The 14988-nt window shown below is 58.8% G+C and carries 14 protein-coding genes (1 of these 14 cut by a window edge); 10 read left to right on the top strand and 4 right to left on the bottom strand.

The genetic code is table 11. The features are described from left to right. The 3 genes from LKE65_RS08715 to spt all read left to right on the top strand — a co-directional run. On the top strand, window positions 1-1565 hold the 3' portion of the coding sequence (locus LKE65_RS08715; RefSeq protein WP_165925458.1) for a fatty acyl-AMP ligase. Its footprint begins 202 nt before the window's first position; 1565 of the gene's 1767 nt are visible here — the last part of the coding sequence; its start codon lies beyond the left edge, outside the window; its stop codon occupies window positions 1563-1565. Between the two features lie 124 nt (window positions 1566-1689). Continuing rightward, window positions 1690-1941 (top strand): acyl carrier protein, encoded by a 252-nt coding sequence (locus LKE65_RS08710; protein ID WP_025826198.1) that lies wholly within the window; start codon window positions 1690-1692, stop codon window positions 1939-1941. A gap of 6 nt (window positions 1942-1947) precedes the next feature. Beyond that, complete coding sequence (gene spt / locus LKE65_RS08705) at window positions 1948-3162, top strand: serine palmitoyltransferase (protein WP_086645405.1); 1215 nt, start codon at window positions 1948-1950, stop codon at window positions 3160-3162. A 2-nt stretch (window positions 3163-3164) separates the two neighbouring features. Here the strand turns inward: spt and LKE65_RS08700 are convergent, their stop codons facing one another. Both LKE65_RS08700 and LKE65_RS08695 read right to left on the bottom strand, forming a co-directional pair. Then, window positions 3165-4136, bottom strand: coding sequence for a hypothetical protein (locus tag LKE65_RS08700; protein ID WP_408744056.1), 972 nt, complete (start codon window positions 4134-4136; stop codon window positions 3165-3167). Window positions 4137-4148: 12 nt separating this feature from the next. Continuing rightward, window positions 4149-5129, bottom strand: coding sequence for a diacylglycerol/lipid kinase family protein (locus LKE65_RS08695; protein WP_278741014.1), 981 nt, complete (start codon window positions 5127-5129; stop codon window positions 4149-4151). A gap of 131 nt (window positions 5130-5260) precedes the next feature. Between LKE65_RS08695 and LKE65_RS08690 the strand changes: the two genes are divergently transcribed. The 5 genes from LKE65_RS08690 to LKE65_RS08670 are packed head-to-tail and all read left to right on the top strand — an operon-like array spanning window position 5261 to window position 10039. Beyond that, window positions 5261-6169, top strand: coding sequence for a metallophosphoesterase family protein (locus tag LKE65_RS08690; protein WP_278741012.1), 909 nt, complete (start codon window positions 5261-5263; stop codon window positions 6167-6169). Then, window positions 6166-7362 (top strand): LptF/LptG family permease, encoded by a 1197-nt coding sequence (locus tag LKE65_RS08685; RefSeq protein ID WP_086645408.1) that lies wholly within the window; start codon window positions 6166-6168, stop codon window positions 7360-7362. The genes LKE65_RS08690 and LKE65_RS08685 overlap by 4 nt, the downstream gene beginning before the upstream one ends. 12 nt (window positions 7363-7374) lie before the next feature. Then, window positions 7375-8475 carry an LptF/LptG family permease gene (locus LKE65_RS08680; protein WP_278741011.1) on the top strand — a complete coding sequence of 367 codons (1101 nt, stop codon included), beginning with the start codon at window positions 7375-7377 and terminating at the stop codon, window positions 8473-8475. Next, window positions 8472-9254, top strand: a complete 783-nt coding sequence (locus LKE65_RS08675; RefSeq protein ID WP_165925454.1) for a sterol desaturase family protein — start codon at window positions 8472-8474, stop codon at window positions 9252-9254. The genes LKE65_RS08680 and LKE65_RS08675 overlap by 4 nt, the downstream gene beginning before the upstream one ends. Further along, a complete protein-coding gene (locus tag LKE65_RS08670; protein ID WP_278741009.1) occupies window positions 9251-10039 on the top strand; it encodes a nucleotidyltransferase family protein in 789 nt (262 codons plus the stop codon). Before LKE65_RS08675 ends, LKE65_RS08670 begins: the two co-directional genes overlap by 4 nt. A 41-nt stretch (window positions 10040-10080) precedes the next feature. Here the strand turns inward: LKE65_RS08670 and LKE65_RS08665 are convergent, their stop codons facing one another. Then, on the bottom strand, window positions 10081-10779 hold the full coding sequence (locus tag LKE65_RS08665) for an HAD hydrolase-like protein (RefSeq protein ID WP_278741008.1): 699 nt from the start codon (window positions 10777-10779) through the stop codon (window positions 10081-10083). Between the two features lie 109 nt (window positions 10780-10888). On the opposite strand from LKE65_RS08665, the gene glmU reads away from it, so the two are divergent. Further along, window positions 10889-12235: a bifunctional UDP-N-acetylglucosamine diphosphorylase/glucosamine-1-phosphate N-acetyltransferase GlmU gene (gene glmU / locus LKE65_RS08660; RefSeq protein ID WP_278741007.1), complete on the top strand. Its 1347-nt coding sequence runs from the start codon at window positions 10889-10891 to the stop codon at window positions 12233-12235. Continuing rightward, window positions 12235-14058, top strand: coding sequence for a glutamine--fructose-6-phosphate transaminase (isomerizing) (gene glmS / locus LKE65_RS08655; protein WP_278741005.1), 1824 nt, complete (start codon window positions 12235-12237; stop codon window positions 14056-14058). The genes glmU and glmS overlap by 1 nt, the downstream gene beginning before the upstream one ends. A gap of 57 nt (window positions 14059-14115) precedes the next feature. On the opposite strand, the gene LKE65_RS08650 is transcribed toward glmS, so the two are convergent. Continuing rightward, window positions 14116-14955 carry a DUF3108 domain-containing protein gene (locus LKE65_RS08650; protein WP_278741004.1) on the bottom strand — a complete coding sequence of 280 codons (840 nt, stop codon included), beginning with the start codon at window positions 14953-14955 and terminating at the stop codon, window positions 14116-14118. Window positions 14956-14988 lie beyond the last annotated feature (33 nt).

The following is a 14988-nucleotide window of genomic DNA, read 5'->3' as shown; positions in this document are numbered from 1 at the left end:
GGACACAGGCTATTGAAACCGCAAAGCGCCTGCTTGGCATGGGGCTACAGGCTGGTGACCGCGTGGCAATTGTTGCGGAAAGCGATGGCGACTTCGCCCGCATCTTTTTTGGCTGCCAGTATGCTGGCCTTGTTGCAGCGCCCCTCCCCCTGCCTGTCGCATTTGGTGGTAAGGATGCTTACCTGACCACCCTGCGTGGCATGATCACCAGTGCGCAGGCCAGCGCGGTCGTTATTCCGGCCATTATTGAAGGCTGGACTGATGACATTGTAGAAGGCCTTGGTCTGGTTTTTGCTGGCTCCCCCAGCGAACTGATGGCCCGCCCTGTGCCGGATATGGAACTGGGCACGGTGGACCCCGATGCACTTTCCTACCTTCAGTTCTCTTCTGGCAGCACCCGCTTCCCCATGGGGGTTTGTGTCTCCCAGCGTTCGGGTATGGCCAATGTGGCTGCCATTGCGCATGACGGGCTGCAGGTCCGCGAAACCGGAGATCGCTGCGTTTCGTGGCTGCCGCTTTACCATGACATGGGGCTGGTGGGCTTTTTCCTGACCCCCATGACATGCCAGCTCACTGTTGACCTGCTGCCAACGCGTGAGTTTGCGCGCCGCCCCCATGTCTGGCTTGACCTGATCAGCCGTAACCACGGCACCATCGCCTACAGCCCATCCTTTGGGTACGAGCTGTGCGCCCGCCGCCCTGCCGCTCCCGGGCTGGACCTGTCCCGCTGGCGGGTTGCGGGTATTGGTGGCGATATGATCCGCGCCCATATCCTGCAGGAATTTGCCGAGCGCTTTGCCCCGGCCGGGTTCAACGCCAAAGCTTTTGTTGCCAGTTACGGCATGGCCGAAGCAACGCTTGCCATCAGCTTTGTCCCGCTCGACACCGGAATTGAAACAGATACGGTTGACCTGCCCCTGCTGGAAAGCAAAGGAATTGCGCAGGCTCCGGCAAATTCCAGCACACCGTCGCGCACCTTTGTTGTATGCGGCAAGGTGCTGCCCAAGCATGCCATGGAAGTTCGCAACCCGGATGGCGTTGTGCTGAAAGACCGTGAGGTTGGCACCATTTACGTCCGTGGTCCGAGCCTTATGTCCGGCTACTTCCGCATGCCGGAAGAAACCTCGCAGGTGCTGGATCAGGATAAATGGCTGAACACGGGTGATCTGGGTTACATGCTCAATGGTCAGGTTGTGGTCACAGGGCGCGCCAAGGACCTGATTATCATCAACGGCCGTAACATCTGGCCGCAGGATCTGGAATGGTCGGCAGAAACCCACATTCCAACCCTGCGTAGCCGCGACGTGGCTGTTTTTTCCCTTGAAAAAGACAACCATGAAGAAATCGTGGCGCTGATCCAGTGCCGCACCACCAACCCCGAAGCCCGTGAAGCCCTGCGCGCCGAAACGGCGAGCCTGTTCCGCAGGCTGCATGGGGTTGATGTTATGGTTGTGCTGGTTCCCCCTCATACGCTGCCGCAGACCTCTTCTGGCAAGCTGACCCGCGCCAAAGCCCGCACAATGTATGTGAACGGTGCTTTTGCCCAGCAGCCCGAAGTCGCCTGAAGCACGGGAGAAAAGTCGCCTGTGAGTGAGAGGCTAGTCAAATCTGGTTTTTTCTCTCATAAGGCGGCCACAGCGGGCGGAAGCTCGGCTTGATATAAATGCCATAAAGGATGAAGGACCCGACATGAGCGAAACCGTTGAAAGCGTTTCCGCGCTGATCATCCAAAAGCTTCTTGCCAATCCCAAAGTCCCGCGCGACATCGACGGCAACTGCAAGATCATGGAAGATCTGGCATTTGACTCTCTCGCAGTCATGAACTTTGTCATGGAAGTGGAAGATAGTCTGGACGTCTCTGTTCCGCTCGACAAACTGGCGGATATTCGCACGATCAATGATCTGGCCGCCTGCATTGTTGACCTGAAGAACAAAGGGTAAGCGTGGATGACGTCACTGTTTTCCAAATTCGAGGGCCTTGCGGGCGCTCTGGGCTCTGTTGTCGCGGCTGGCGGGCGCAATCCGTTTGCCGTTGTCATTGAAAAGCCGGTTTCCTCCACTGTTGGGATTATAGAGGGGCGTGAAACCCTGCTCTTTGGCACCAACAACTATCTGGGTCTCAGCCAGTCCGAGCGCGCCATCAAGGCCGCGCAGGCAGCGGCAGAAACCTGCGGTGTTGGCACAACCGGCTCCCGCATTGCCAATGGAACACAGTCGCTCCATCGCCACCTGGAACGCAAGATAGCCGACTTTTTCAAACGGCGGGACGCCATGGTGTTCTCCACCGGGTATCAGGCCAACCTTGGCATGATCTCCGCTCTGGCCGGGAAAGACGATTATCTGATTCTGGATGCCGACAGCCACGCCAGCATCTATGATGGCAGCCGCCTGAGTGCAGCGCAGGTTATCCGCTTCCGCCATAACAGCCCGGACGATCTGTACAAGCGCCTCAAGCGGCTGGATGCGCCCAATAGCGCCAAGCTGATTGTTGTGGAGGGCATTTACTCCATGACCGGCAACGTGGCCCCGATGGCCGAGTTTGCCGCCGTCAAGCGTGAAACCGGCGCATACCTTATGGTGGACGAAGCCCACTCCTTTGGGGTGTTGGGCGAGCATGGACGCGGTGCGGCCGAAGCCGAAGGCGTGGAAGCAGATGTTGACTTTATTGTTGGCACTTTTTCCAAAAGTCTGGGCACGGTTGGCGGTTACTGTGTGTCTGACCACCCTGAGCTGGAACTCGTGCGCCTGAACTGCCGCCCTTACATGTTTACTGCCTCGCTCCCCCCGGAAGTGATTGCAGCAACAGGGGCAGCCCTTGAGGACATGATTGCCCAGCCAGAGCTGCGCCGCCAGCTTATGGACAATGCTGCCCAACTGCATGCTGGCTTTACCAAGCTTGGCCTTAACGCCAGCAAGCGGGTCAGCCCGGTTATTGCCGTAACGCTGGAAACGGTTGAGCAGGCCATTCCCATGTGGAACCGGCTGCTTGAGCTTGGGGTTTACGTCAATCTCAGCCTGCCTCCGGCAACGCCGGATTCACGCCCGCTGCTGCGCTGCTCCGTTATGGCAACGCATACAGCGGCACAGATTGACCAGGCCCTTGCCATTTTTGGTCAGGCTGCCGTGGAATGTGGTGTACCGCTCCAGCCAGAAGCCGCGTAACATTACGCGCCCTGCCTGAAGGCCCCTTGCCGCCAGAGCTTCCACAGCACTGGCGGAGCAGCCAGTAGCGGATGTTTTTCCGCAAATGGGCTAAGGGGAATGTTTATTCCGCTATGCCGCCGGACTTTCCACGCGGCATAGCGGGCACTTCCTTTAAATGTATAAACCGCCTTGATCAGACGCAGGATGTTCAGCGGACGCCCCAACCGCGCCCTGAGCCGCCATTGGCGCTGGGCCTTGTTTTTCTGTTCAGCAGTGAGCAAGGGCAAAACCTCCCCTCCCTCCGCTTCAAACGGAATGCCCGCAGCCTGCCAGCACGGGAGCAGACTATGCTCATACCGCGCCAGATTGGCATCAACCAGACTGCTGCTCCGCTGCCCGTTTTCAACACGTAATTCTGCTTTGTAGGTACTGGCATACAGAGCATCCCAGAATGCTCTGTATGGAGCCTTGAGCGGACCAAGAAGGGCCGCCCATTTTGCTGCCGTTACATTGGCGCGCACAATGCAGTGGGTAATGGCCTGCGCAGCCTGTGCGTTGTTACTCCAGACCAGCCTGACAGGCTGGGAGAACCGCGCCCAGACCGTGGTATTCAACGTGGAAAATCCGGTCAGCTCATGCAGTTGTGCCAGGGTAAGAATGGCAATTTTGGCGCGCATGGCACGGCCTGCCACCCTGAGTTCCTGATACTCCACATTGGGTGGCAACACCGCATTGGCCATGCAGGCTAGAGCAGAGCGCGGCCAGTCTGACTGCCGGCTGACAATAATGTAGAAATCGAGCAGCGTGTCTTCATCAATACCAGCACGCAGCCCCGAGCCATAAAACAGAACGCCCAGAGGTCGCACATGACCCAGCATCTGCTCCACAAACCGGGTCACTTCCGGAGCAACGGGAAGAGCCAGTTCCTGCGCCAGCATATGTGTGATCTGGCCAACGGCCTGCCTGCGGGTTGTCTGCTCGGTATTAGCCATGTGTGTCAGCCATTACGCATAAAGGAAGGAAACGGGCGGGCCTGCCTGAATGGTAAAATCCGTCTTGTCGCCCGGCTCCAGAATCTCGCCATCCAGCACAAAACTTTCGTTTGTCTGCATCTGAAGGGTTTGTACGGCACCACTCTGGTAAGCAGTGGAGCGGCGTAGCCATTCCGGAGCCTTGCCACGCAGCAAGGTCCACACAGCCCGCATGAGAGAAGGCGGATATGCCGCCACGTCCAGATAATGCATGCCATTGCACGGCGCACCACCGGCACGCCAGAACGGCCAGACACCATAGGGCAGCGTGTTCAGCGCCGTGCAAAGCACCATAAAATGGTTGTGCACGCTACTGGCTTTGCCATCGTATGTCAGCCGGGCTGCGGCCCCTGCCAGCCAACCATCCCGCTGGCGAGGAAGCAAAAGCTGCATAACTGTCATGACAAAAGTCGCTATAACCGCCATGTCGTGCGCATAACGTTTGAGCACCGCAGGCTGGTGGGCAATGCTTATGCCCCTGCCAAAAGCCCCCATACCCCCAAAAAAACCGAGAACCGCAGCCCCCTCGTACCCCGTGCGCAGCACAACCAGCGGGTGGCGCTGCTTGACCTTACGTATGGCCTGCCCGGACCGTAGTTCGGTTTGCAGGCAACGCAACGCCTCCGCCCCGCGTTTGCCATACCCCACATCCGCCGCAATCAGGTTGGTATTGCCCGATGGAATAACCGCAACAGGTGGCCACTCCTCCGGCGGCCAGCCAGAGGCATGCAGAACGCTCAGCACCTTGCCAACCGTACCATCCCCGCCATCCACCACAATGCAGGAGAGGCTGCGCGTACGCAGATCCTCCACAACACCCTGCAATGCGGCGTGTGTATCTGGTGCGTAAAACAGGACATTGGGCAACGCCTGAATACTCTGGAGATAGTCCGGGCCGTTCTTCAGGTTTTTACGGCTGAACGGATTATAAATAAGGGCTAGATGATCGGGCACTCACGTACTCTATAATGCACAAGTTACAGGTCGGTGCTTTTGCCCCGGCTCGGCTCAGTGGTATAAAGAGCCAGAGCGCGCTTGTCACATACTGTACGCTGGCAACGCCCCCGACTGGAGACCTAATTTTCTTGGCCAGCGTTCTTCTTGCCCATTTTTCCGACCCGCACCTGCCTCTGGCTGGCCTGCCCACCTGGCGGGAATGGCGTTTTAAACGCGTATTAAGCCTGTTGAGCTGGTTTTACCGCCGCAGGCACCTGCATGCTCCGGCCCCCCTGTTGCAGGTCATGCTGGACATTGAGCAGGCACACCCCACGCTGGTCGCTCTTACAGGGGATATGACCAATCTTGGCCTCCTGTCCGAATTCCGTGCGGCGGAACGCTGGCTAAAGGAGCAGAACCTCCCCCCCACGCTGCTTGTGCCGGGCAACCATGAGGCTCTGGTGCGGGAAAAAAATCAGGAAAAACGCGCCCTGTGGGCACCGTGGCTCCATATGGGGGAGAACAGCAAGGCTCCCTCCGTTCTTGTTCAGAACCATGTCGCTCTGATCGGGGTGAATACGGCAGTGCCCTCCCTCCCCTTCATGGCAACAGGCAGAACGGGGGACCAGCAACTGGAACTTCTGGGTAAGACGCTCAGAACACTCGGCGAGTCCGGGTTATGCCGCGTTGTGCTGCTCCATCACCCGCCGGTCGCCCATCTGGTCCAGAACCGCAAGGGCCTGACGGACCTGAACATGCTACAGGACATCCTGCGCCGCGAAGGCGCGGAACTGGTGTTGCACGGGCACTCCCACCGCGCCACGACCTGCACCATTCCGGGCACCTCCATTCCTGTAATTGGCACAACGTCTGCATCCCATATTGCCAGCAGCCCCCAGAAAACCGCTGGCTGGAACCAAATAACCATTACCGCCCAGCCCGCCACATGGGATATTACCGTGCAACGCAGGGCACTTGGTACGGATGGTTTTATGCACGACAGTGAGGCAGGCAGAGTTTACTCACGGCATCGCCATTTACCAAAAACCGCAGTATGACATTTTTCATGCTGAACGCGCCCGCCATCCGCCGCTTTTTCCAGCGGTTCCGGCCCACAACGCTTGATCGTTACCTGATCAATCAGGTTATTCCGCCATTTACCATTGCTCTGGCCGTGGTCATGACGGCGCTTCTGCTCGAGCGCCTGCTGGTTCTGTTTAACCTGCTGGCGGAAGGCAACAACAATTTACGCACGTTTGTTGAACTGCTGACCACCCTGCTCCCCCATTATCTGGGGCTGGCCATACCGGCCGCTCTTTGCGTGTCGGTTTTTGCCGTCATGCGCCGCATGAGCCAGAATGAGGAAATTGACGCCGCCAACAGCAGCGGCCTCTCCCTTTTGCGAATCACGCGGCCCTATATCCATCTGGGGCTAGTGCTGGGTGTTATTTCCTTCCTGCTTTACGGGTTTATCCAGCCCCATGCACGGTATGACTTCCGGGCCGCGTTCTATTTTGCCAGCCACACCGGCTGGTCCCCGCGCCTGCAACCACGCATGTTTGCCCGCCCCTCCTCCGACCTCACACTTGTTGCCGAGGACGTGACCCAAAGTGGGTCTGAGCTGAAAAACGTCTTTATTCACGATACGTCAGACCATCAGGAACGGAACATTACCGCCCGCAAGGGCCACATCCGCATCGCCTCGGATGGCAGCACCGTGCAACTGGATCTGGAGGATGGCATCATTGTCTCGGACTCGGGTGACAAACCTCCCAGCCTGACAACATTCCAGCACTCCACCCGCTACCTGACCCATGCCTCCCAGACCACGCCCTTCCGCGAACGTGGGGACGATGAGCGCGAGCTCACATCCCCCGAACTGATCAGCAAGATTGTTCGCCAGGACGGCAGTATCTCGCGGCCGCATATGTGGTCGGAGCTGCATTTCCGCCTTGCCCGCAGCCTGACCATTCCCTTTATTCCGCTCCTTGCAACCGCACTGGCCATGGCCCGCAAGCGCCAGCGCAATAATGCGGGCCTGCCCATTGCTTTTATCCTCATGATCGGTTTCGACCATATCCTGCAGTTCGGGCACAGCATGGTTGCAACCCGGCAGCTCTCTGTACTGGTCATATGGGCACCAGCACTTGTGTTTATCGTTCTGTGCGTGGCGTTGCTCCTTTACCGCTCGGGCACATTCCTCCTCTGGCGTGCCCGCTGGGCACAGCCAGCCAGAACCCGGCAGGCATAAAGAAAACCGCATATGAGCAAGCCTTCACCCAACCCGCGTTATGTTCTGCTGCGCTACCTGTCCGGGGCACTGCTTTTTCGCGTGGTGTTCTGCAGCTGCGTGCTGGTCAGCCTGCTGGAAATTCTGGCACTGCTGGAGCAGACAACCCCCATTCTGCAGCGGCATCTGGGTATTCTGGGGATTTTCAATTACGCCTGTATGCGCCTGCCCTTCCTGCTGTCTGGCGCGCTCCCGCTCAGCACGCTCATTGGCGCGCTGCTTATGCTGACGCAAATGACCCTTGCCAGCGAAATAGCCATTCTTCGTGCAGCTGGGCTCTCCACGCTCGGGTTATACAAATATCTGGTGCCCGCAACGTTACTGATCGGGCTGGCAGGCATTGTGTTAGATGATCAGGTAACCCCCCGCTCCGAGCAGGCTCTGGCCGCATGGTGGAATCGTACCGACCCCACCCCCGAGGATGGGCATTCCTTCTGGTTCCATGAAGGCTCCAGCCTGACCCATATTGGCCACGTGGCCGATGGCGGCAACATATTGGGCACGGTTGACGTGTACATGCGCGATGCCAACCGTATGCTGAACAAAACCCTGCACGCACAAACGGCCCATTACACCGGCGCACACGGCTGGACCCTTTACAACGTGGAAGGGCTGGACGTGAACCTCAGGGACCAGAAGGTGGACCGTCTGGAGCATCAGGCCGACATGCCATGGCACACGACTCTGGCGCCGCGGGATTTTATTCGCCTGTCTTCGGGCAATGCGCCGCTGTCCACCGCAACCATTATTGGCATGCTACGCGGGCAGCTTGCCTCGGATTCCAGCCCGGGTTTCCTCCGGGCGGGGCTGATCGAGCGGTTCCTGCGCCCGGCGTCTCTGCTGGTTCTGCTGTTGATCGCAATGCCAGTAATCTATATCCCTCCACGAACGGGGACACGCAGTTGGTTGCCAGTATGGTGTCTGGGCGCTGGGCTGCTGTTTATTGTTGTACAGGGACTGCTGCGGGCTATGGGTAATGCCGGTCTGCTCCCGCCTCCGGTTGCAACAGTTCCCACGTTGATCATCTTTACATTGGGGGCACTGACTGTGCTCCTGAGGAACGAAACACGATGAGCGGAACTCTGAACAACCCCTCCCTCAAGACTGGTCGCAGTTTTGACCTGGGTAAAATGGATCTCCGGCAGCTGTGGATCGCCTATCTGACGTATCCAACCATTCTGCTGTACTTTGCCCTTGCCCTTGCCAGTGCGTTTGTCTCTGCCCATTTTTTTGCAGGCTGGCCCAAAACACTCAGCGCCATACTGGCCGTGGTGTTTGTCTACCCCATAGTGTGGTACATGCTGCACCGCTACGTTCTGCACGGGCACCTGCTTTATAAAAACAAATGGACCGCCGGACTGTGGAAGCGTATCCATTTTGACCACCATCAGGACCCGCACCTGCTGGATGTTCTGTTTGGTGCGCCGGTTACAACCCTACCCACCATTGCCGTAATCACCCTGCCCATTGGCTACCTGATCGGTGGCGTTGCCACGGCCGCCGCGGCTTTGGGCACAGGCATTGCCATTACCTGCATTTACGAGTTTTTCCACTGCATCCAACATCTGAACTACAAACCTCGTTCAGCCTGGATCCAGCGCATGAAAGCCCGCCACGTGCTGCACCACTTCCATGACGAAGATGGTAATTTTGGCATTACCAGCTTTGTGGTGGACCGGGTTCTGGGCTCCTACTACGTGGATGCCAAAGCACGCCCGCGCAGCCCGACCGTGTTCAATCTAGGGTATGATGTTGAACAGGCCTCGCGCTACCCTTGGGTTATGGAACTGACCGGCGCTCCCCCGCGCGACCGGCCCGATGGCGCGCGCCCGGACCAGAAACGCGCGGCATGAGCACGGCTCCCGCCATTACCGCTCTGGTGCTTGCCGGAACACGCCCCGGCAAGCCGGACCCCGTTGCTGTTGCAGGTGGTGTCTCACACAAAGCACTTCTGCCCATTGATGGGGTTCCAATGGTTGTGCGGGTGGTTCACGCCCTGCAGGCCGTGCCCGCCGTTACCCGTATTGTCGTCTGTCTGGAAGACCCGGCTATTCTGGCCGGGATTTTGCCAGACGATGTACAGGTTGTGGCATCCCGCCCCGAAGGGCCAAGTGCCAGCGTGCTGGACAGTCTTGCACATTTTGGCACCCCGCTGCTGGTGACCACAGCAGACAATGCCCTGCTCCAGCCTGAATGGGTGGAGGAACTGCTCCGCACTGCTGCCGATAAAACCGATATTGCCGTTGGCGTTGCCACCCAGAGCAGCATCCAGCAAAGTGTACCCCAGACCAAGCGCACCTATATCCGCCTGACGGACATGGTTTTTTCCGGCTGCAATCTGTTTTACTTCAAAACCTCTGTTTCGGCCCGGGTAGCCGAGCTGTGGCGCAGTGTGGAAAAAAACCGCAAACACCCGCTGCGGGTCGCATGGACTCTGGGCTTGGGCGTTCTGCTTCGCGCAGTAACCGGGCGGCTATCCACGCAGGCCTTGTATGCCCGCATTTATGCCCTTACCAGCGCACAGGCCGAGCTGGTTCCCCTATCAGATGGGCGCGCGGCGGTGGATGTGGACAAGGAAGCCGACATCCTTCTCGCCCAGCAACTTGCACCGGTGTTAAAGGCGCAATACGGGCATTAACCCAACCAGGCCGGGTGCTGGAACAGCCCCGGCTCGTACCTTCAGGCTGGCATAAGCTGTTCCAGCAGGGGCGGAATATCCTGCATGCAGGGGGCCGAAGCCTTGGCCCTGCTGGCCAGTTCGGGTGCACCGTACCCCCAGCCTGCAAATACAAAAGGGCAATCGGCCCCTTCGGCCGCCAGATAATCCGGCAGCATATCCCCCACCATCACACTGCTTGCCGCACCCCCTCCGGCCTGCGCAATTGTGCCCAGCAGGTGCCGCGCATCCGGCTTGCGGGCAGCAAAGCTATCCCCCCCGCCCACGGCAGCGAAAACGGAAGTCAGCTCAAAATCCGCAAGAATACGGCGTGCCGCTTTTTCCGGCTTGTTCGTGCAGACGGCAAGCAGCCACCCTTGTGCCCGCAAGCGGTGCAAAGCCTCCTCCGTACCGGGGAACAGGCGGGACAACCTGATGGCACGGGGTGTGTAAGCCGCCATAAAACGGCTGACCGCCTCCTCCGTGGAAAATGGTATGGCTGGAGCGGTCCCGCTTTCTTTTGCTTTTTGCTCCACGCTGGCGTGCAGGGCCCGCTCCACCAGTGCCTGCACGCCATTGCCGATCATGCCGCGCACCTGTGTGTCGGACAGCAATGGCAAGCCACATTGGGCCAGAATTTCGCGGCAGCATTCCGCCAGATCCGGCAAGGAATCCAGCAAAGTGCCGTCCATATCGAACACGGCCAGACGCAAAGCAGACATTCCGTTCCTCCGCCTCGTAAATATTAGAAAACTTTTATGATATTGGCATGGAGTTTTTCCATAAGCGAGACGTTTGACACACGCCGGAGCTTGGCTTACCGCATCATTTATGACGTCTGATCCCGCATTCCGTCCTGCCACAGCGGTTCTTCTGGCCGCAGGGCTAGGCACCCGCATGAAATCCTCCCGCCCCAAAGCCCTGCAGCACCTTGCGGGCGGCCCCATGCTGGCCCACCTGCTACGCAACGCAGCCGAGGTCTTTGATCGTCTGGTTGTGGTCATCGGGCCGGAAATGGCAGATGTGGCGGAAGTTGCCGCCCCTTACCCCGTGGTCATCCAGCACGAGCGGCTTGGCACGGCCCATGCGGCCCTGCAGGCAGCGCAGTGGTTTGGTGATGGCGATGTGGCAGTCCTGTATGCAGATAACCCGCTTATTTCTGCCCAGACCTTGACCGCCCTGCTGGATGAGCGGCGTAAACCCGATGTGGGTCTGGCCCTGCTGGCCATGCGCCCGGCAGACCCAGCCCGCTACGGCCGTGTGGTGACCAACGCCGGCAATGTGGAACGCATTGTGGAATGGTCGGATGCAACCCCCGAGGAACGCGCCATAGACCTGTGCAACGCAGGTGTTCTCTGTGCCGATGCCGCAGACTTCCGCCGCTGGCTGGAAGCCGTGGGTAATGACAACGCCAAAGGTGAGTTCTACCTGACCGATGTGGTGGACCTGGCTGTGGCCGAGCATGCGCAGGTCCGTGCAGTTGAGGCCGCAGAGGATGAACTACGTGGTGTGAACTCCCGCAGCGAGCTGGCTCAGGCCGAAGCCGCCCTGCAAAAGCGCCTCCGCCAGAACGCCATGGACAACGGGGTAACGCTGGTCGCCCCCGAGACAGTCTTTTTGGCAACAGACACCCAACTGGCCGCCGATGTGCTGGTTGAGCCCAATGTTGTCTTTGGCCCCGGCGTTGTTGTGCATGAAGGTGCTGTTATTCGCGCCTTCAGCCACCTTGAAGGGTGCGAGGTACATTCTGGCGCAGTGATTGGCCCATATGCCCGCCTGCGGCCAGAAACCACAATTGGTGCCAGCGCGCGGGTTGGTAATTTTGTTGAACTCAAAAGTGCCGAGCTGGGGGCGGGTGTTAAAGTCAACCATCTGTCCTATATAGGAAATGCACAGGTTGGCGCGCACTCCAACATTGGGGCCGGGACCATTGTGTGCAACTATGATGGGGTGTTCAAACACACCACATCCATCGGCAAAAATACGTTTGTCGGCTCCAACTCCGTACTGGTTGCCCCTGTCGAGATCGGTGATAACGCCCTGATCGCAGCAGGCAGTACCATTACAAACAATGTGCCGCAGGATGCACTGGCTCTGGGGCGTGCGCGCCAGACCACCAAACCGGAACGCGGCAAACTGTTCAAAGATGCCCTGAAGGCAAAAAAGGAAAACGGCTGATGTGCGGAATATGCGGCGTTGTCGGGTTACGCCATGCAACCCCCATTGTGCTCGAAGGCCTGCGCAGGCTGGAGTACCGTGGGTATGATTCCGCAGGCATTGCCACTCTGGTAGATGGGCGCGTAGAGCGCCGCCGGGCGGCTGGCAAGCTGGATAATCTGGCCAAACTGCTGGAGCAGGACCCCCTTGCGGGCAAAACCGGCATTGGCCACACCCGCTGGGCCACCCACGGTGCCCCCACCACCTGCAATGCACACCCACATGGTACAGCCCGCGTGGCCATTGTGCATAACGGCATTATTGAAAACTTTGAAACCCTGCGTCAGGAGCTTGAAGCCGCCGGGCAGGTGTTTGAAACCGAAACCGACAGCGAAACCATTGCCCTGCTGGTGGACTACCACCTGCAACAGGGCCTGCCCCCCAAGGAGGCAGCCCTTAAAGCGCTCAAACGTCTGGATGGCGCATACGCCGTTGCCATGATTTTTGCAGGCCATGAAGGGCTCATGATCGGGGCGTGCAACAACGCACCACTCGCCGTAGGTTTTGGGGATGATGAACTGTTCCTTGGTTCGGATTCCCTCGCACTGGCTCCCCTGACCCGCCGCATCACCTATATGGAAAATGGCGACTGCGTGGTGATCACCCCGCAGGGGGCCGAGTTCATGACCTTTGATGGCACGCCCCTTGAGCGTCCGGTGCAGATTACCGCCCTGACCGCAGGCTCCATCGGCAAGGATGGCTACCGCCATTACATGGAAAAGGAACTGCACGAACACCCGCTGGTTATCGGGCAGACCCTCCAGCGCATGATCGACCCGGCAACGCGCAAGGTTGTGCTGCCTGACCTGCCGTTTGACCTTGCCACCGTGCCCCGTGCGGTCATAACCGCCTGTGGCTCGGCTTTTTACGCCGGAATGGTTGGCCGCTACTGGCTGGAAGAAATTGCCCGCCTGCCGGTTGATATTGATGTGGCGAGCGAGATGCGCTACCGCGATCCGCCGCTGAGCGCAGGCTCCCTTGGCTTGCTGATCTCCCAGTCCGGGGAGACGGCAGATACACTGGCAGCCCTGCGCAGCCTGCGTGAAAAAGCCATCCACATTCTCTCTGTTCTTAATGTGGAACACAGCACCATGGCGCGTGAGAGCGATGTGATGCTGGGAACCGTGGCAGGCCCGGAAATTTCGGTTGCCTCCACCAAAGCCTTTACCGCGCAGCTGACCGTACTGGCCTGCCTGACCATTGCCACCGCCCGTGCCCGCGGCACGCTAGACCCCATGGGGGAAGAAGAGCTGGTCGCCGCACTCATGGACCTGCCAAGCCGTGCGGCGGAAGTGTTCAACCAGGGGAATGCCATTCGGCAAATGGCGGCCATTGTGGCCGAAGCGCGAGACGTCCTCTACCTCGGCCGGGGCAGCATGTTCCCCGTAGCCATGGAAGGCGCGCTCAAGCTGAAAGAAATTTCCTACATCCATGCCGAAGCCTATGCGGCGGGGGAAATGAAGCACGGCCCCATTTCCCTGATTGACCGCACCGTACCCATTGTTGCCAGCGTGCCCTCCACACCGCTGTTCGACAAAACCCTGTCCAACCTGCAGGAAGCAAAAGCCCGTGGCGGCCGCCTGCTGGTCTTTACCGACACGCAGGGAGCTGACCGTGTTTCCGCCATTGCCGAGCAGATTGTAGTGCTCCCGCGTGTGCATGATTTTGTCGCACCGATCCTGCAAACCATTCCGGTGCAGATGCTGGCGTACGAAGTTGCCGTGCTCAAGGGCACGGATGTTGACCAGCCGCGTAATCTGGCAAAATCGGTAACGGTGGAATAACCATACATCAAGAGCTGGCTCCTTTATTATCAGGGAGCCAGCTTTTGCTTTTGCGGTTCAGGGCGTTTGCTTGGGTGTTTCGTCCAGCCGCATGACAACATGCCCCATTTTGGGGTGCTCCACTTCCAGCCTGACAACCGACATACCTATGTTGGGAATATTCTCAAACCAGACCCGGCCGATCTGCGGCTGCCTGAGTTTGCTGAACTGCCCATTGGCCGTAAATCCCTTAACCTGCTGCAAAACAAAATTGCAGGTCACGGACTCGCTCCCCCACGCATGGGATGCGCTGGAGGGTGGACGCTCCACCCCCGTATTGCGCAGGCTCAGCACGCTCAGGCGCAGGCCATCAAAAAGCTTCTGGGGGGCTTCATCACAACGATTATGGGTTTGCATCTGGTGCACCAGCCCAACCAGCAGAGCAACAATATCCTGCGCGCCTGCCCGTTCTTCGGGGGTTACCTTTTCCCGGGTGCCTATGGGGGGCTCCTGCACCGTAATCTGCGGCACACCAGCCTGATACGTCATGTGCAGGTGGCTCTGCTCATGATTATAGGTGCCTGCGCTGTCATACTGCGCGGGTTCAGGCTGCCCGCTGGCCAAAAACTGACCAGAGCCCTGCATACGCATATCGGTCTGTACGAACAGACCAAAAAAACCTGCAGTCCGAACCTGCGCAATGCCGCTATAGGCATTGATCCCCAGCCTGTACCCGACATTGGCTGTTAACACATGCAGGCCATGCACATTGATCAGATACCGCGCAGAGGTCTGCATGAGCCCCCCTTCCGCACGGGCCTGCTGCACAGCGGGGCAAAAGGCCAGCGGCAGCATGCCAAGGAGCAGGCCCATGGTAATGCCGCGCATATGGCGGCGGCATGTGTTTTTCCGGTTCATTATTCCAGCCCGCATAGCAGCAAGACGCATGTT

The sequence above is a fragment of the Acetobacter fabarum genome (genome assembly GCF_022483405.1).
GTDB lineage: Bacteria > Pseudomonadota > Alphaproteobacteria > Acetobacterales > Acetobacteraceae > Acetobacter > Acetobacter fabarum.
This window is presented reverse-complemented; position numbering and strand designations above follow the sequence as displayed.